The sequence below is a fragment of the Streptomyces sp. NPDC012474 genome, from assembly GCF_042955185.1.
Lineage (GTDB): Bacteria > Actinomycetota > Actinomycetes > Streptomycetales > Streptomycetaceae > Streptomyces > Streptomyces cahuitamycinicus.
In genome coordinates, this window is sequence record NZ_JBIBEP010000024.1 from 60674 (window position 1) to 78661 (window position 17988).

Annotated in this window: 13 protein-coding genes; 4 read left to right on the forward strand and 9 right to left on the reverse strand. The window is 73.2% G+C overall.

The window, feature by feature from the left end; all coding sequences use genetic code 11:
- The first annotated feature begins 272 nt into the window (after nt 1–272).
- On the forward strand, nt 273–1280 hold the full coding sequence (locus ACFY9S_RS36250; protein ID WP_391137443.1) for a substrate-binding domain-containing protein: 1008 nt from the start codon (nt 273–275) through the stop codon (nt 1278–1280).
- A gap of 27 nt (nt 1281–1307) precedes the next feature.
- Here ACFY9S_RS36250 and ACFY9S_RS36255 read toward each other — a convergent pair whose 3' ends face one another.
- Both ACFY9S_RS36255 and ACFY9S_RS36260 read right to left on the reverse strand, forming a co-directional pair.
- Nucleotides 1308–2312, reverse strand: coding sequence for a substrate-binding domain-containing protein (locus ACFY9S_RS36255; protein ID WP_391137446.1), 1005 nt, complete (start codon nt 2310–2312; stop codon nt 1308–1310).
- 307 nt (nt 2313–2619) lie between these two features.
- Nucleotides 2620–3030: a VOC family protein gene (locus ACFY9S_RS36260; protein ID WP_102909680.1), complete on the reverse strand. Its 411-nt coding sequence runs from the start codon at nt 3028–3030 to the stop codon at nt 2620–2622.
- A gap of 174 nt (nt 3031–3204) precedes the next feature.
- On the opposite strand from ACFY9S_RS36260, the gene ACFY9S_RS36265 reads away from it, so the two are divergent.
- The gene (locus ACFY9S_RS36265; protein ID WP_391137449.1) at nt 3205–4056 is read left to right on the forward strand and encodes an aldo/keto reductase; all 852 of its coding nucleotides are present in this window, start codon (nt 3205–3207) and stop codon (nt 4054–4056) included.
- Nucleotides 4057–4599: 543 nt separating this feature from the next.
- Here the strand turns inward: ACFY9S_RS36265 and ACFY9S_RS36270 are convergent.
- A complete protein-coding gene (locus tag ACFY9S_RS36270; protein WP_102909682.1) occupies nt 4600–4830 on the reverse strand; it encodes a hypothetical protein in 231 nt (76 codons plus the stop codon).
- Nucleotides 4831–5016: 186 nt separating this feature from the next.
- Here ACFY9S_RS36270 and ACFY9S_RS36275 point away from each other — a divergent pair, with 186 nt between their 5' ends.
- The gene (locus ACFY9S_RS36275; RefSeq protein WP_391137567.1) at nt 5017–6738 is read left to right on the forward strand and encodes a hypothetical protein; all 1722 of its coding nucleotides are present in this window, start codon (nt 5017–5019) and stop codon (nt 6736–6738) included.
- A 67-nt stretch (nt 6739–6805) separates the two neighbouring features.
- On the opposite strand, the gene ACFY9S_RS36280 is transcribed toward ACFY9S_RS36275, so the two are convergent.
- The 6 genes from ACFY9S_RS36280 to ACFY9S_RS36305 form a co-directional block, all read right to left on the reverse strand.
- Nucleotides 6806–7447 (reverse strand): cutinase family protein, encoded by a 642-nt coding sequence (locus tag ACFY9S_RS36280; protein WP_391137452.1) that lies wholly within the window; start codon nt 7445–7447, stop codon nt 6806–6808.
- Nucleotides 7448–7597: 150 nt separating this feature from the next.
- Nucleotides 7598–8821, reverse strand: coding sequence for a helix-turn-helix domain-containing protein (locus ACFY9S_RS36285; RefSeq protein WP_391137455.1), 1224 nt, complete (start codon nt 8819–8821; stop codon nt 7598–7600).
- A gap of 122 nt (nt 8822–8943) precedes the next feature.
- The gene (locus tag ACFY9S_RS36290; protein ID WP_391137458.1) at nt 8944–9894 is read right to left on the reverse strand and encodes an alpha/beta hydrolase-fold protein; all 951 of its coding nucleotides are present in this window, start codon (nt 9892–9894) and stop codon (nt 8944–8946) included.
- Between the two features lie 50 nt (nt 9895–9944).
- Entirely contained in the window at nt 9945–13913 is a 3969-nt protein-coding gene (locus ACFY9S_RS36295; protein ID WP_391137461.1) for a beta-ketoacyl synthase N-terminal-like domain-containing protein, read from the reverse strand.
- Complete coding sequence (locus ACFY9S_RS36300) at nt 13910–15667, reverse strand: AMP-binding protein (RefSeq protein ID WP_391137464.1); 1758 nt, start codon at nt 15665–15667, stop codon at nt 13910–13912. The genes ACFY9S_RS36295 and ACFY9S_RS36300 overlap by 4 nt, the downstream gene beginning before the upstream one ends.
- 60 nt (nt 15668–15727) lie before the next feature.
- On the reverse strand, nt 15728–17302 hold the full coding sequence (locus tag ACFY9S_RS36305; protein WP_391137466.1) for a carboxyl transferase domain-containing protein: 1575 nt from the start codon (nt 17300–17302) through the stop codon (nt 15728–15730).
- Between the two features lie 424 nt (nt 17303–17726).
- Between ACFY9S_RS36305 and ACFY9S_RS36310 the strand changes: the two genes are divergently transcribed.
- Nucleotides 17727–17978, forward strand: coding sequence for a DUF5133 domain-containing protein (locus ACFY9S_RS36310; protein WP_102913448.1), 252 nt, complete (start codon nt 17727–17729; stop codon nt 17976–17978).
- The last annotated feature ends 10 nt before the right edge of the window (nt 17979–17988 follow it).

The following is a 17988-nucleotide window of genomic DNA, read 5'->3' on the forward strand; positions in this document are numbered from 1 at the left end:
GGACCCGTGGCGCAGGTTGCCGACGGTGGTACGGGGAGTGGGAGGCGCCATTGCCATGGTGGTGTCCTTCGCGCTGCGTTTCCGCTCGCTGCCGCGCGCTACTAGCGCGCTCTAGTTCGAGTACGATGACCCGTGTTCAAATGTCATGTCAATAGCTTGTCGCCGGGAGATCGCAGGATCCCGTACGGGGTTGCGCGCGGGGCACCCCGTAAGGTGTGCGGCGTCGGAGGGTGGGTTCACAGGTGGATGCATCGGGCAGGCGGCGGCCCACGATGGCGGACGTCGCCGAGAAGGCGGGCGTCTCCCGAGCGCTCGTCTCCATCGTCTTCCGCAACCAGGCCGGAGCCGGTCAGGAGACCCGCGAACGGGTCCTGCGCGTGGCCGACGAGATCGGCTACCGGCCCGACAACGCCGCCCGGCTGCTGGCCCGTGGTCGCAGCCGCACGCTCGGCGTCATGTTCACCGTGCAGCAGACCTTCCACACGGACCTCATCACGGGCATCTACCCCGAGGCCGAACGCCTCGGCTACGACGTGCTCCTCTCCGGGGCGACCCACGGCCGCAGCGAGGCCAAGGCGGTCGAGGCGCTGCTCAGCCACCGCTGTGAGGCGGTGATCCTGCTCGGCCCGGACGCCGAGCCCGCCTTCCTCGACGAACTCGGGCAGCGCACGGTCGCCGTGTCGGTCAGTCGCCGGGTGCCCCGGGCCCGGGTCGACTTCGTGCACTCGGCCGAGGGCAAGGGCGTCCGGCAGGCCATGGACCACCTGGTGGAGCTCGGGCACCGACGGATCGTGCACATCGACGGCGGGCGCGGCCCCGGCTCGGCGGAGCGCCGGCGTGCCTACCGGGCCGCGATGCGCCGCCACGGGCTGCAGGCCGAGGCGCGGGTGATTCCCGGTCACCACACCGAGGAGTCCGGTATCGAGACCGGCCGCCTGCTCCTCGCCGAGCGGGACGGCGGACGGCCGCTGCCGACGGCCGTCCTCGCCGGCAACGACCGCTGCGCGATGGGTCTGCTGATGGCGGTGACTCGGGCGGGTGTGGAGGTCCCGCGCGATCTGTCCGTCGTGGGCTACGACGACAGCCACCTCTCCCACCTGATGCCGATCGGCCTGACGACCGTCCGCCAGGACGCCCTGCTGATGGCCGAGCACGCCGTCCGTTTCGCCGTCGAGCGGCTGGAGGAGCGGGAACGGGAGCCGCGGGAGGCGGTGCTCGATCCCAAGCTGGTGGTGCGGGGGACGAGCGGCCCGGTCCCGGCAGGGCCGGGTCCCGCCTGACACGGGTGGCCCCGGCGCCCGGTACCGTCAGCGCGTGCCCTCTTCGGCGAACTCCGCGACGCTGTCGACGTTGTCCTTCGTGACGAAGGCCGGTCCGGTGAGGACGGGAGCGGTGCCGCCGCCGCTGACGTTGCCGTTGGTCTTGTACAGCCACAGTGCGTCCACCGCCAGGTAGCCCTGGAGGTAGGGCTGCTGGTCGACGGCGAACTCGATGCCGCCACCCTGGATGGCCCGGACGAGGTCCTTGCTGAGGTCGAACGTGGCGACCTGCGCCTTGCTGCCCGCGTCCTTCACCGACTGTACGGCGGTGAGGGCGATCGGGGCGCCGAGCGTGACGACCTGGTCGATGGAGGAGTCCTTCTGGAGCTTGGCGGTCAGCGTCGACTTCACCGAGGGCATGTCCGTGCCGTTGACGTACAAGTTCTCCGTCGTGCCCTCGAAGCCCTTCTTCAGTCCGGCGCAGCGGGCCTCCAGCGCGACCTGGCCCTGCTCCTGTATGACGCAGACGGCGTGCTTGGCGCCCAGTTGGCCGAGGCGCTCGCCGAACGCCTGTCCCGCGATGTTCTCGTCCTGGCCGAAGTACTCGAGCATGCCGAGTTCCTTCCAGTCGTCCAGGCCGGAGTTGAAGCCGACGACGGGGATGCCGGCCGCCTTGGCCTTCGCCACCACGCCCTTCATCGCGTCGGGCTTGGCGGCGGTGAGGGCGATGCCGTCGACCTTCTGGTCGATGGCGTTCTGCACGAGGTTGGCCTGGTTCCCGGCGACGGGGTCGCTGGAGTAGACGAGCTTGATGTTGTCCTTCGCTGCGGCGGCCTGGGCGCCCTTGCGGATCAGGTCCCAGAACGTGTCACTCGGCGCGGCATGGGTGATCAGGGCGACGGTCATCCGCGGGGTGGTGGCCTTGCCCGCGGCGGCGCCGGTGCCGCCGGGCTCGGACTTCTTCCCGCCGGAGCCGCTGGAGCAGCCCGCGGCGAGCAGGGCGCCGACGACGGCGGCGGTGGTCAGGGCGGCGGCTCTGTGGTGTCTGCGCATGTCGGGTGCACCTCACTGTGCTGGGACGAGGGGGCCGCGCCCATCCGGGAGGCGGGCGGTGGGTGGGCGCCCGGGGCGGCGGCGGTCATGGGTGGTGCGGTGGTCCTGGATGCGGACCCCTGCGTACGGTGACTGGAGCGCGTCACTAGCGCGCTCTAGTGGCAGGTACTATGCGGGCCTCTCCAGGGGTTGTCAACAGCTTTGTCAGGACGTACCAACAAAAGAAGACCGCCCGTACGCACCGGTGCCGAACGGTGCGTACGGGCGGCCTCGGGCGGGGCGGTCCCGGACCGTCCCGCCCGGTTGCTCACTCCTCCGTGCTGATGTTGACCATCCAGGGGACGCCGAAGCGGTCCGTGCACATGCCGAACACGTCGCCCCACATCTGCTTCTCCAGCGGCACCGACACCGAACCGCCCTCGGACAGCTTCTCCCAGTAGCCGCGCAGCTCGCCGTCGTCGTCGCCGCTGAGGCTCACGGAGTAGGAACTGCCCTGTTCCGACTCCATGCCCGGCGGGTTGTCGGCGCCCATCAGGGTGAAGCCGCTGGTGGTTTCCAGCATGCCGTGCATGATCTTGTCGGCGTTCGGGGCGTCCGCCTGCCCGAACTCTCCGTAGCTGTTGAGGTTGAGGGTGCCGCCGAAGACCTCCTTGTAGAACTCCATCGCCTGCCGGGCGTCGCCGTTGAAGCTGAGGTACGGGTTGAGGCGCGATGCCATGAGAAACCTCTCAGAAGGGGGCAAAAGTCATTTTCGCGCAGCGTATCCCCAGGCACCCGCAACGGCTCGTCGAACGGCCCTCGCCCCCGGCGGGACGAGGTGCCGCCGCCACCGGCGCCATCGCCAACTGCACTGTTACCGTTGCCTCGTGAGCAGAGGGGGAGGCGGCGGCTCATGTCATCGACGTTCCGCATCGGCGGAGATCTGGACGTACGCCGGCTCGGTTTCGGAGCCATGCATCTGCCCACCGGGCCCGGCCCTGACCGGGAGAACGCCCTCGCGGTGGCCCGGCGGGCCGTGGAGCTGGGCGTCACGCTGATCGACACGGCGCACCTGTACGGCGGCGGAGCCAACGAGGAACTCCTCGCCGAGGCTCTGCACCCCTACCCGGAGGGCCTGCTGATCACCACCAAGGTCGGTGTCGCGCGCACCGGCCCCGGCGGCGACTGGAAGCTCGACGGACGTCCGGAGATCCTGCGCGACCAGGTCCGGCAGGCCCTGCGCCGGCTGCGGACCGAGCGGATCGAACTGCTCCAGCTGCACCGCATCGACCCCGAGACGCCGCTCGCCGACCAGCTCGGCACCCTGCGGGAGCTGCAGGCCGAAGGCCTGGTCGGCAGGGTCGGGCTGTCGGAGGTCAGCGTCGAGGAGCTGGAGCGGGCCAGGGAACTCGTCGACGTCGTGAGCGTGCAGAACCGCTACAACCTGCTCGACCGGGAGCACGAGCCGGTGCTCGACGCCTGTGCGGCGGCCGGTATCGCCTTCCTGCCGTGGCGGCCCGTGGCCTGGGGGAAGACGGGGGCCGAGGGCGAGATCGCCGCCGTGGCGGCCGAGCTCGGTGCCACGCCCACGCAGGTCTCGCTCGCCTGGCTCCTCCACCGTGCGCCGGTCGTCCTGCCGATTCCGGGCACGGCCCGGATCGAGCACCTGGAGGAGAACATCGCAGCGACCGGCCTGAGACTGACCACCGTCCATCGCGCCCGCCTGGACCGGCTCGCCGAGGGCGCACAGGCCGACCCGGGCTGAGGGCAGGGCCCGGGCGGTTCCCCTGCCCGGAGAGGGCCTGGGGGTGGGTGGTTTCCTTGCCCGGGGAGGGGCTGGGTTCGGGTGGTTTCCTTGCCCGGGGAGGGCCTGGGTTCGGGTGGTCCCCCTCCCGGGAGAGGGCCTGGGGGTGGGTGGTTTCCTTGCCCCGGGAGGGCCTGGGGGTGGGCGGTTCCCTTGCCCGGAGGGGGCCTGGGTTCGGGTGGCTCCCCTGCCCGGAGAGGGTCCGGGACGTCTCCGGGCGGTTCCCCTGCGCCGGGGTAGGGCCGGCGGCGCCGGGAGCGTCGGATCCCCGGGGCGGGTCGCCGGTTCTCCGAGCCGTACGGCGTGCCGGAGGGCCGCGCTTGGTGCCGACGGGATTCTCCGGCCACGCGTCGGCCCGCCCGGAGTGTGAGGGCTCGGGCCTCGTGGAGCGTGCCGGTGTTCATTTCGCTCGTGGCCCGGCCACGAGGCACGGTGCGCGCTCGGCCCGAGCACCGGTCTGGCCGGGGCATGCCCGGATGGGAACTCGGCAGCGGGCGCGAGGGCTCACGCCTCGTCGGGCGCGCCGCTGTTCCAGTCGTACGGGCCGCCGCCCTGCCACTCGATCAGCTCGGTGTCGTCGACGGCCGTGTCCGCCGTGGGCAGGCCCTCGCGGTGCAACAGGTCCAGTACGTCGAAGAGGCTGTAGGCGACGCCCATGCGTTCGCCGTGGATGGTCACCAGCCGTCCGCCGTCCGTCGCGGGCGGCTGCACGACCACAGGGGGTTGACCGTCCATAGCCCCACCATGCTCCCGAAACGGCCGGTTCGCAGCTCGGTGGCGTCCAGAAGCGGTACGGACCCGTTCTCCGGGCCGCGCCGGGGCGCGCTGTGCGCCGGTGACAAGGCGCGATCCGGAAGCTGAGTTCTCATCAGCACTGCCTGAGAGCGAGCGGGCCACCGCCCTAGCGTCCGTGGCATGGACATGAACCGTATGTACAGAGGGAAGTGGCGCGGTGCCGTGCTGGCGGTGCTGGTGAGCGCCGGAACACTCACGGCCGCCGCCCCGGGCGCCCACGCCGAAGGGGCGCGCACCGAGACGCCCGTGACGTCGACGTCGCCGGTGACCGGAGTGACGGAGTCGATGGTGCGGGTGAAGGTGCCGCTGCCGGCGTCGGCGGGACCTCGCCCGGCCGCCTGCGACTGGCTGTCGTACCTGCGCTACCGCTCCGCCGCCGGGCCGGCCGCGTCGGCCGACGCCGACCGGATCCTCATCGCCCAGCCCGGCATCCTGGAAGGGGCCGGGGCCTTCGACAGCGTCGCCCGCAACACCGTCGAGCGCGCCGCCGAGCAGGGGCGGCACATCGAGTTCTGGGCACTGGACCGGCGCTCCAACTGCCTGGAGGACCGCACCGGCATCGCCTCCGGCGACCAGCACACCGCGGTCGACTACTACTACCGCGGCAAGCAGGTCGGCGGCCGGACCTTCGCCGGCTTCGCCGGCAACGCGCAGCTGGGCTGGATGGCGAAGCTCGGGATCGAGCAGACCGTACGCGACCAGTACGACCTGCTGACCGCCGAGTTGCCCTCGCAGGCGCAGCGCAAGCAGAAGGTGCTGTGCGGCGGGCACTCGCTGGGCGGCGTGATCACCGGGTACTTCGCCGCAGCCGACTTCGACGGCAACCGCGCCACCACGGCGGACGCCGGGTACAACCAGTGCGCCGGGTACTTCGCCCTCGACACGACCGTATCCACCTCACTGGCCGACCTCAGCGGCAGCATCCCGGACGACACCAACCTGCCCGACATCGGCCTGGGCCACGGCGTCGTGCAGGCCGGGCTGGACAGCGGGTTGCTGCCGCGCACCCTGTCCGCGCCGGTGCTGCTCAACCCCGAGACCATGACCCTGCTCGGCATCGCCGGTCTCGGTGCCCTCAACGACCCGGAGGGCGAGGCCGACCTGCCCCGCTACCTGCCCTCCGGCCTCAACGTCGAGGCCACCAACCGTTTCCTGTTCGCCAAGGACACCGCCGCCTTCCTCAGCGGCAGGCCCGGGGTGAAGGACTTCCGGCTCACCAACGGGGCCGTGCTCGGGGCCCTGCTGGACGACAACTCGGTGCCGCTGGCGTTCCTGCAGACCAGCGTGGGCTTCTTCGACGGCGGACCCGTCGCCGACAAGAGCTTCCCCGTCGCCAACGGCGGTGACCAGCAGGCCGGGCCGTTCGGCACCGCGTACAAGGCCATCCCGGACCGGCCGCGGGGCCCGCTCTACACCTGGCGCAACTACGACCGTGTCGGCGACCCGGACGACCCGGGCCACCGCTCGGCCGACGGCACCCCGTTCACCGGCGCCGGCGAGGAGGTCACCGACATACGGCAACTGGCCCGCAGCCTGGCCGAGCAGCCGCTCGACTTCACCGAGCAGTACTTCCCGACCAAACTGGTCACGGACATCCAGCTGGCCACGTCCCCGCAGGTGAAGAAGCTCGTCGTCCACCCCGAGGGGCTCAAGGCCAACCCCGTGCTCACCGTGCTCGCCGGCGAGGGTCTGCTGGCCGGCCGGGCCCCGGCCGAACTGCACCCCGTGATCGCCGACGGCTACCAGCACCTCGACGTCCTGACCGCTGCGCCGACGCAGAACGACGGCCGGCCGGAGCCCGTCTCCACCAGCCTCGCCGAGTTCGCGCAGGCACCGCGCCAGCCCTAGGAGGTGTCCGTACGCACGCCCGGGGCCCGGGAGGATTTCCTCCCGGGCCCCTTCGTGTGACGACGGCTCAGAGCCTGCCCGCGGCGAACGTGGCCGCCTCCTCGGCGTCGTCCCGGTAGCTCAGGTGCGCCCCGACGTCGTTCCCGCCGTTCTCGCAGACGGGGTCGCCCTGGGCGCAGAGGTCGAGCGTGCGGCTCTGGTAGGTGCCGGTGACGCTCTTGCCGAGCGCCCGGATCGGGTTGCCGAACAGCAGCACCGCGGCGACCTTCGGCTCCACCGCCGCCGGCAGCGTGGCGACGATGGGGCTGCCGACCACCGCACCGGCGCTGCTGATACCGATCGAGTTGTCGACGACGTTCGCGCCCTGCGAATAGCCGACGAGAACGAACTTCTGACTCGGGCAGGCGGCGGCCTGGCTCTTCACATGGTTCACCAGGTCCAGATTGCCCTGCGCCGCCGATGTGGGGGAGAGGTCGGCGGGATAGTTCACCTTGTAGCTGGACAGCTTCTTGCCCGCTGCTTTCTTCTGCAGCGCGGAATACACCGGGTCGCCGACGATGAAGCCGAGCGTGCCCGGCTCGAAGGTGCCGCGGGCTGCGACGACCTCGACGTCCGAGCAGGCCGCGGCCATGGCCGGGGGAGCCGCGAGGGTGGTGAGTCCGGCCCCGCCGGCCAGTGAGAGCGCAGCGAGACACATACGGATACGCATGGGGGATCCTCCGCGTGGGAGGCGCGTGAAGCGCCTGCGAAAAAGGACGTCCCGAACGTATGGGCTTTTCCCCGCCTGTTGTTATGGACGGGATTATGGAAACCCCGCCGATTTTTGTCGCCGATTGAGTACGCCGCCGAAACCGGGCAGTCAGTTCTGCCGTGTATGCAGTGATTCCGCGCGCAACGCGAGAATGAGGTCGAGGCGGGTCTCCGGGTCGTGCAGAGCGTCACCGAAGAGTTTCTCCAGCTGGCGCAGGCGGTAGCGGACCGTCTGCGGGTGGATGTGCAGCCGTACGGCGACGTCCGGCACGTTGCTGCCGCTGAGCAGCCAGGCCAGCAGCGTCTCGGCGAGCCGGTCGCGCTGCCCCGCCGAGACCGTGTCGAGGGGCGCGAGGACTCGCGCCTGCAGGCGCTCCAGCAGCGGCTCGTCGCCGTACAGCAGCAGCGTCGACAGATGCTCCGAGCAGCGCACCACGCCCTGGCGGGGGAGCACCCCGCGACCCATCAGCCCGAGCGCCCGGGTGGCCAGACGCAGCGACTGCGCGGCCTCGGTCACCGCGACCGCCGGGCCGATCGCGGCGGGCCGGCCGCGCAGCGCCAGCGTGAACGCCCGGCCACCGATGCCGCCCGCGCCCTCCGGGTCGGGCAACAGCATGCGCGGCGGGCGTGACCCCATGTCCACCAGCGCGCCTGCCGCCGCCAGCGGCCGGTCCTCCTCCCGCCGGTCCGGCGCCGCCGCGAGCGCCACGACGGCTACCGTCCGCGGCACCGGCCAGCGCGCACCGTGCGCCAGGTCCTGCACGGCCTCCGGCGCCACCGGCCCGTCCTCCAGCAGCAGGTCGAGAAGCCGCTTGCGGCGCCGCTCCAGCTCGTCGGAGCTGCGCAGCTGGGCCTCCGCATACCCGGACGCGGCCGCCTGGGCGACCTCGTGCACGGTCCGGAACGCCAGCTCTCCCAGCCCGGCCACGACCGCGGAGTCCAGCCCGAGTTCCTCCGCCGTACGGCCCATCTGCCGCCAGGCGCGCATACCGCCGATCCGCAGCGCGGACTGCAAGGCGTCCAGGCTGCGGCCCTCCAGGGCCTCGCCGCGGCCGAGCTCGTAGTACGTCGCCGCGATCGCGCCCCCGTCGTCGCGCGGGTCGGCGATGTGGTCGACGAACAGGGTGAGCGCCTGCACCACCCCGGACCGCAGGGCCTTTCGGTAGGTCCCGTCGGCGGGCCGGGCGTACTCGGGGACCTGGCGGCGGACCTCCTCCTCCACCTCGTCGGCGACGGCGGCCAGATTGGCGCGCAGCAGCTCCGCCAGCTCGGGCGGGACCTGCGGCAGCGGGGCGGGGTGGTCCGGCACGCCGTGTGGGGTGGGCACAGCCATCACGGACCCTCCTTTCGACCGGAAGCGGCTCACCCGCGGGCTGATGCCTGTGGGACGAGTGGGCAGTCCTGTGTAGGACGGACGACCCCTCCGCTCCGTTCCGTGCCCCGACGGCACCTCCGTCACTCGGGCACACCCAGTGCACGGGCGAGGATAGGCCACGAGGCCGTGAACTCCGGCTTCCAGTGCGCCCAGTCGTGCCCGCCGCCCCTGTACAGGTGCGTGGTGGCCGGGATCCCCATGAGGGCCAGCGTGCGGGCGAAGCCCTGGGCCGAGGGCCACAGGGCGCTTTCCAGTATCCCGGGCAGCGGATCGCCGCCGCCCCCCACTCCACTGCCCTGCGACACGTAGAGGGCGGTGCCGCGCAACCCGGTGACGCGGGCGCGGGGGTTGAAGTCCCGCCAGGTCAGGAGGTTGAACACCGGATTGCCCCACAGGGACGCGGCCGGCAGGTTCTCGCGGGCCACGATCGCGTCCATGATGGTGGGAACACCGGGGGCCGTGGTGTCGAGGATGCCGCTGTAGGAGGCCGCCGCGGTGAACGCCCCGGGGTGGCGGGCCGCGTGCGCCATCGCCCCGTAGCCGCCGGTGGAGACGCCGGCGACCGCCCGTACGCCGGAGGCCCGGTAGTCGCGGGCGAGCAGCGCCGGCACCTCCTTCACCTGGAACGTCTCGTAGTCGGGGCCGCCGCGCCAGACGCTCGGAATGCCGGTGGGGCCCGCGTCCGGCATGGCGACGATCAGATCGCGGCCGGCGGTGAACGCCTCGATGTCCGTCTCGCGGGTCCAGGACGTGTAGTCGTCGTGGGCGCCGTGCAGCAGGTACAGCACGGGGTACTTCTTCTCCGGGCGCGTCTCGAAGTCCGACGGCAGGATCAGCCGGACCGGCGCGCTGCGGCCGAGAGCGGCGGAAGGCACGGTCACGTCCCGGGTGCGGGGTCCGAGACGGGTGGCCGCCCGGGCAGGCGCCGTTGCCGCGGCCCCGAACAGGGCGGCGACACCGGCGGCGGCAGCCGCTCTGGCGACGGTACGCCGGGACACGCCGGCGGCGGGCTTCTGCGGCAGGTCGGGCATGACGGCTCCTCTGGTTCCATGTCAGGGGGAAGGATCGGCGAGCATCCGGGTCAGGGGGACGGCTCGGCGAGCATCCGGCTCAGGTGGGTGGCGATCTCGTCGACGTGCGGCGGATCGAGCAGCGACAGATGGTGACCGGGCACCGGCACCACCTGCAGACGTGGGCACACCTCGTCCCAGCCCAGCGCCGGGTCCTCCCGCTCGTACGCCGGGTCGCGCACGGTGTGCGGGGCGGCTTCGGTGGCCCGGTAGAGGACCACGGGCCCCGCGTAGCCGCCGGGGCGGTGCGACTCGCCGACGCCCATGTCGAGGTAGGAGGCGCGCTGGTGCTCCAGGGCCGCGGGCGGCACGTCGGCGGCCTCGCGCAGGGCCCGCAGCACGGTGTCGATCCGCGCCGCGTCGTCCTCCGTGGCCACGAGTTCGTCGTACGGCAGCTCCAGACGCACCCCGTAGGCGTCGGTGACGTGGCGGGCGAAGCCCTCGAAGTGCGCCCGGATCCGGTCCGCGCGCGTCAGCCCCGGGCGGGGGAGGGGCCGTACGGAGTCGATGAGCACGACCAGCCGCACCTCCCGCCCGGCCGTGGTCAGTTGCCGCGCGGTCTCCTGGGCGACGAAGCCGCCGAAGGACCAACCGCCCAGCAGGCAGGGGCCGTCGGGGTGGACGGCATTGACCGCCTCGGCGTAGCGCCGCGCCTTCTCGGGCACGGTCCCGGCCTCCTCGATCCGCTCCAGTCCGTACACCGGCTGGTCTTCGCCGAGGCGGTCGGTGAGCGTCCGGTACACGCTGACCGGGCCGCCGGCGGCGTGGACGAGGAACAGCGGGGGCCGCGAGCCGGTGGCGCGCAGAGGCCGCACGGGGGTGTCGTCGCGGGGGAGGGCGCGCTCGACGCGGAGGGCGGCGTCCTCGACGGTGACGGCGGCGAACAGCTCGCGCAGGGGCAGTTCGACGCCGAACTCCCGTTCCACCGCCGTGCGGACACGGACGGCCATCAGCGAGTCAAGACCGAGGTCGGCCCACGCGGTGCCCGGGGTGATGCGGGCGGGGGAGTGACCGGTGACGGCGGCGATGTGGTGGGTCAACCGGGCCAGGACCGAGGAGGGCTCGGTCACCGCGGCGGGAGGTTCCTCCGGCAGCGGCTCGGTGCGAGCGGCCCGGCCGTCCGTCCACCAGTGCCGTACGTGACGCCACCGGGGCAGCGGCAGGTCGATGACCCGCCCCGGAGGCACGGGAAGCCGCTGCCCCGCCGCGTACAGGGCGCCCAGCTGCCCGGCGAACGCCGCCGAGCCGTCGGCGTCCCGGCGCAGCGTGGCCAGGGCGAGGGCGCCGGGCACGGTGTCGGCGACGGCCCCGGTCAGCACCGGGTGGGGGGAGATCTCCACGAAGGCCGTGTGGCCGTCGGCCGCGGCCGACGCGAGCGCCCGGTCCAGCCGGACCGGCCGCCGCAGGTTGGCCGCCCAGTGCGCGGCGTCGAAGAGGCAGTCCCCGCGGGGGTCGTCGAGGACCGTGGAGTGGACCGGAACCCGGGGCCGGCGTGTCCGGATGCCGGACAGCGCGTCCACCAGCTCCGGCAGCAGCCCGTCCACCTGCGGCGAGTGCCCGGCCCCCACCACCCGCATGGCCCGCGCCGCCCGGCCCCGCCCCTCCAGCCGGCGCACGAGCCCGGCCACCGCCGCCTCCTCACCGGTGACGACCTTCTGCCGGGGAGAGGAGTGCACGGCGACATGCACCTCCGGGAAGTCCTCCGCCAGCATGTCCAGTTCGGTGTCGTCCAGGTCCACCACGGCCATCGCACCGCCGCGCAGGCCGCTCAGCAGCCGGGCCCGTACGGCGATGACACGCGCCCCGTCCGTCACGTCCAGGGCGCCCGCGCACACCGCCGCCGCCACCTCGCCCATCGAGTGGCCGATCACGGCCGCGGGCTCGACACCGTAGGAGCGCCACAGCTCGGCGAGCGCCAACTGGAGTCCGAAGAGGACCGGTTGGGCGACCTCCAGACGGTCGAGACCGTCGCCCGAGGACAGGTGGTCGTACAGGGACAGGCCGCACTCCGGGGCGAGCTGCGGGTCGAGCTTCTCGACGGCGGCGGCGAACGCGGGTTCCTCGGCCAGCAGCCGCCGCCCCATGCCGGACCACTGGCTGCCGTAGCCGGAGAACACCCACACCGGGCCGCGCCCCACCCGGTCGCGGTCACCCGTCGTCACCCGCGCGTCCGGTCGCCCGGCCGCCAACTCGCCCAGGGCGTCGACCAGGTCTGCCCGGTCTCGGGCGACCACAGCGGCCCGCGCGGGTCCTCGGCCGGTGCGCCCGGCCAGGGTCCGGGCCACGTCGGCGGGGTGCGCGGGACGGTCGCGCAGCCGGTCGGCGAGCCTGCCCGCCGTGTCGCGGAGGCGCTCGGCGTCGAGGTCGGAGAACAGGTGCACGCGGGTAGCCGGTTCCTCCGCCGGTCGCACCGGGAGCAGACCGGGCGGTCCCTCCTCCAGCACCACATGGGCGTTGGTGCCGCCGAAGCCGAACCCGGAGACGCCCGCGACGGCCGTGCCCCCGTAGCGGGGCCAGGGTTCCGGCTCGGTCACCACCCGCAGCCGGGGATCGGTGAGAGAGCTGCCCCGCTCGCAGTGCAGGGACGGCGGGATGGTGTCGTGGTGCAGGGCCAGCACGGTCTTCACCAGGCCCGCGATGCCCGCCGCCGACTCCAGATGACCGAGGTTGCCCTTGGCGGACCCCAGGAGCAGCGGCTGGTCGGGATCCCGGCCCGCGCCCAGCACCGCGCCGAGGGCGCCCGCCTCGATCGGGTCGCCCAGCGGTGTGCCGGTGCCGTGCGCCTCCACGTAGTCGACGTGCTCCGCGGCGAACCCGGCCTGCGCGTACGCCCTCTCCAGCAACGCCTGCTGGGCGGCCGGGTTGGGTGCCATGAGGCCGTTCGAGCGGCCGTCGGAGTTCACCGCGGTGGCGCGGACGACGGCCAGCACCCGGTCGCCGTCCCGTTCGGCGTCCGACAGCCGCTTCAGGATCACGGCCGCGCAGCCCTCGCCGCGGCCGATCCCGTCGGCCGCCGCCGAGAACGGCTTGCACCTGCCGTCCGGTGCGAGGGCGCCCGCCCGCCGGAACGCGACCGTGACGGCCGGCGACAGCAGCAGGTTGACCCCGGCCGCGACGGCCGTGTCGCACTCGCCCGTGCGCAGGCTGACGCAGGCGTGGTGCACGGCGACCAGCGAGGAGGAGCAGGCCGTGTCGACGGCCAGGCTCGGTCCCCGCGTGTCCAGGACGTAGGAGAGCCGTCCGGCCGCGACGCTCAGTGCGCCCCCGGCCGGCGCCCAGGGGTCGACGGCGGCCGGGTCGGCGCCCGTGAGCTGCCCGTACTCCGGCGCCGAGATGCCGACGAACACGCCCGTGGCCGTACCCGCCAGGGCCCCGGCCGGCACGGCGGCATGGTCGAGCGCCTCGCGGACGACCTCCAGCAGGATCCGCTGCTGGGGATCCATCACCGCGGCCTCGCGCGGGGTGATGCGGAAGAAGTCCGCGTCGAATCCGGCGATGTCGTCGAGATAGCCGCCGTACGGATGCGCGTCGGGGGGCGGGAACGCGGTGAAGTCGCGCCAGCGGTCCTCCGGGACGCGCCGGATCGCGTCGGCCCCCTCGCTGAGCAGCCGCCAGTAGCCGTCCGGGCCGTGCGCCCCGCCGGGCAGACGGCAGCCGACCCCGACGACCGCGACCGGCTCGGCCGGCCCTCCCGGCCCTCCGGCAGGCGGCACCGGTGCCACCACGGCCCCCGGGGCCCCTGCGCCGCACAGCCGCGCCACCAGGGCCTCCCCGGTGGGCGCCTCCCACAGCAGCGTCGTCGGCAGCTCCCGGCCCGTGGCGCGGGACAGCTCACCGGCCAGGGCGACGGCATCCCGTGAGGCCATGCCGAGGTCCGCCAGGGGCCGGTCCATCGGGACGTCCTGCGGGGTGGTGCCGTTCCAGGCGGCCACCCGCTCGGCGATCAGCCGGCGCAGCACGGCCTCGTCGACGGGCCTCATCCCGCGGCACCCGTCCGCGGCTGCCCGCCGTAGGCGCCCTCCAGATACCGGGTGCGGGTCAACGCCCGTGACACCTTGCCGCTGGAGGTACGCGGCACCGTGCCCGGCGGCACCAGGACGACGTCGGCCAGCCGCAGACCGTGCCGGGCGGAGACGGCACCGCGCACGGCACGCACCACGGCCGCCACGTCCAGCTCGGCGAGGCTCGTGGTGCGCGCGTGCTCCGCAACGACGACCGCACACTCGCCACCGGCGCCACCCGGCGCGGCGAAGGCGGCGAGCCGGTCCCGGCGGACCGCGTCGTGCGCCTCCTGAGCCGTCGCCTCGACGTCCTGCGGGTAGTGGTTGCGCCCGTCCACGATGATCAGGTCCTTCAGGCGACCGGTGACGACCAGCTGCCCCTCCAGCACCGTCCCCAGATCACCCGTGCGCAGCCAGCGGCCCGGACCGGCCGCGGCGTCCGCGAACTCCGCGCCGAAGACGTCCTCCGCGTCCCGGTTCCAGTAGCCGCGGCCGACGTTCGGCCCCTGCACCCAGATCTCCCCGACCTCGCCCTCCGACAGCAGGGCCCGTGACACCGGGTCGGCGATCCGGACCCGCTGGCCCGCCGGAGTGCCGCACCCCGCCAGCAGCACCGCCCGGGGATCGTCGGGCCGGGCGGGCAGGGCCTTGCCGGCGGCCAGGGCGTCACGGTCGAGCGCGAACCGGCCGAGCGGCTCGCCCGGCCGGGCCGCGCACACGAACACCGTGGCCTCGGCCAGCCCGTACGAGGGACAGTGCGCCCCGGGCGCCAGGCCCTGGTCCGCGAACGCCGCGTGGAATCGGTCGGCCGTGCCCGGGCGGACCGGCTCACTGCCGTTGATCAGCGCGGTCACGCGGTCCAGCCGCAGCCCTTCCTTCTGGCCGGCGGTGACCGTCGCGACGCAGTAGTCGTAGGCGAAGTTGGGCGCGGCGCTCACGGCGTCGGGATGCGCGGCGAGCAGCCGCAGCCAGCGCACCGGCTCGTGCAGGAAGGCCGCCGGGTCCATCAGCACCGACAGCGCCCCGCGTGCCACCGGGGCCGCGACACTGAGCACCAGCCCCATGTCGTGGTACAGCGGCAGCCAGCCCACACTGGTCATCGGGCGGGTGTCGAGGCCGTAGGCGGCCAGTGCCTGGCGGGCGTTGGCGACGACGTTGCCGTGGCTGATCTCCACCCCGGCCGGGGCGCGCGTCGAACCGGAGGTGTACTGGAGATAGGCGGTGGCCCCGGCGTCCGGGTCGACCGGCTGCCAGTTGCGGCCCTCGTCGTCGGGCACCTCGTCCGCGACGACGATCCGCGGCCCGCCGGCGCCGAGGAAGTCCCGCACCTCGTCCCGCGCCCGGCTCGTGGTCACCACCACCGAGGGGCCCGCGTCGGCGAGGACGCCCGCGAGCCGGTCGGCGTGCCCCGGCAGCCCCGGGGTGTACAGGGGCACGGTGACCAGCCCGGCGGCCAGGGCCGCGAGGAAGGCGGTGACGTACTCCGTGCCCTGCGGGCACAGCAGCGCGACCCGGTCGCCGGGGTCCGTCTCGTCCGCGAGGCGTGCGGCGAGTGCCCGCACCCGCACGTCCAGGCGGCGCCAGGTAAGGGTGCGGTGGACGCCTCGCGAGTGCTGTGACGGGTGCTCGACGAAGGTGAACGCCCGGCGGTCGGGGGTGGTCTGGGCCCAGTGCCGTACGTACTCCGGCAGTGTGGGGCACGCGGGCGCGAGCGGGGGGCGGCGGCTGTCCATCGGGCGGGGCTCCTCACGGCGCGGATCGGCCTACAGGTCACAAAGAAGGGGCAGGGGCGGTCAGAGGGGGATGTTGCCGTGCCGGCGTTCCGGCATGGGGGCGCGTTTGCCGCGCAGCGCGCGCAGGGCGCGGCAGACCTGCTCCCGCGTCTCGCGCGGCGCGATGACGGCGTCGACGTAGCCGCGCTCGGCGGCGAGGTACGGGGTGCCGTGGGTGCGTTCGTACGCGGCGAGGAGGCGGGCGCGCAGCGCCTCCGGATCGTCGGAAGCGGCGAGTTCGCGCCGGTGCAGGACGCCCACGGCCCCCTCGGCGCCCATCACGGCGATCCGGGCGGTGGGCCAGGCCAGGTTGACGTCGGCACCGAGGTGCTTGGAGCCCATCACCGCGTATCCGCCGCCGTAGGCCTTGCGCACCACGACCGTGACCTTGGGGACGGTGGCCTCGGCATAGGCGTACAGCAGTTTCGCGCCCCGCCGGATGATCCCGGCCTGCTCCTGCCGCACCCCGGACAGATATCCGGGCACGTCGGCGAAGGTCAGCAACGGGATGCCGAACGCGTCGCAGAACCGCACGAACCGGGCCGCCTTCTCGGACGCGTCGATGTCGAGGACCCCGGCGGCGTGCAGCGGCTGATTGGCGACGACACCAACCGAGCGGCCCTCGATCCGGGCCAGGGCGCAGATGATGTTCGGCGCGAACAGTTCCTGCACCTGGAGCAGTTCACCGTCGTCGACGACCGCGTGCAGGATCGCCCGCATGTCGTACGCCTCGCCCAGCCGGTCCGGGACCACCTCGTCGAGGTCGGTGCCGGGCGGCGGAAGCCCGGGGGCGTACGCCGGGGGCCGTTCCAGGTTGTTGGCCGGCAGGTACGACAGCAGGTCCCGCACGGTGTCGAGGGCGTCCTCCTCGTCGGCGGCCAGGAAATGGGCGTTGCCGTTGACCGTGTTGCTGGTACGGGCACCGCCCAGCTCCTCGGCGGTGGTGCGCTCGCCCGTGACCGTCTCGATGACGTCGGGACCGGTGACGAACATGTGCGACGCGCCGTCCACCATCACCGTGAAGTCGGTGATCGCCGGCGAGTACGCGGCGCCGCCCGCGCACGGCCCCAGGACGACCGAGATCTGCGGGATCACCCCGGACGCCTTGACGTTGCGCCGGACCAGTTCGGCGTAGAGGGCGAGCGAGGCGACACCCTCCTGGATGCGGGCCCCTCCGGAGTCGTTCAGGCCGATCACCGGGCAGCCGGTCTTCAGGGCCAGGTCCATCAATGCCACGGTCTTCTCGCCGAAGGCCTCGCCCATGCTGCCGCCGAACACCGAGGAGTCCTGGGCGAACACGCACACCGGGCGGCCGTCGACCGTGCCGTACCCGGTGACCACGCCGTCGCCGTAGGGCCTCCGGGCGTCTTCCCCGGTGGGCCGGGCCCGGACGAACTGGCCGGTCTCCGTGAAGGAGTCCTTGTCCACGAGCCGTTCGATCCGCTCCCGGGCGGAGAACTCCCCGCGTCTGCGCGGCCCGCCCGGGGCCACCGCCAGATCCCGGCGCTGCTCCAGGCCGGCGACCCGCTCCGCGGTGCCCCCGGGCGGGTGCGTCGCCGTCTCCCCCGGACCGGATGCCGTCACCTCTGTGCTCACAACCACCTCCGAAGTGGCTCTCGAATATGGCAGCGAGGCGGAGGAATGCCCTACGGATCCCCGGTCTGTGTGGGGGAGTTGAGTCCTCGGGCGCCGGCTTTCATCCGGGTGTGACAAGGGGGCTTCGAGGGCCGGGCGCGATGCAGCGGTCCGATTGCCGAATGTGTTCTCCTCCTTCTATGGGACCCCGGCCGCGGGGCGTCCAGGCTGGGGTGCACCATCGCCCGACAGCCGGAAGAGGTCACGAACCCATGCAGCCGGTGAACTCGGCCCGGGCGACGCCTCCTTCGCGCACCGGGGCCAGGTCACCTAATACCGGTCGCATCCGATCAGTTCTCGTCAAATCCGCTACAGGTGAGAAAACCGTGTGAATGTTTCCGCGTGATTCGGGCAGGCGCAGCGAAAACACAGAGAGGGGCGCTACGTGCTTGTACCGGACCGGAAGATCGTCAGGGAGTTGCTGACGCGGTACGCGTCGCTGAGGATCGCTCAGTCGGAGAGGCACGTGCCGACGGCGGCACGCGAGCTGGAGGACGTCAGCTACACGCTGTGCGTGATGATGGGGACGTCCGACATCAGTGACGCCATCGCCAAGGCGGATGTCCTGCTGCTCACCGAAGGGCGGCCGGACGCCGCCGACGCGGACGGGGAGAACGGCCTGACGCTGGTCGGCTGACGGCCGACGA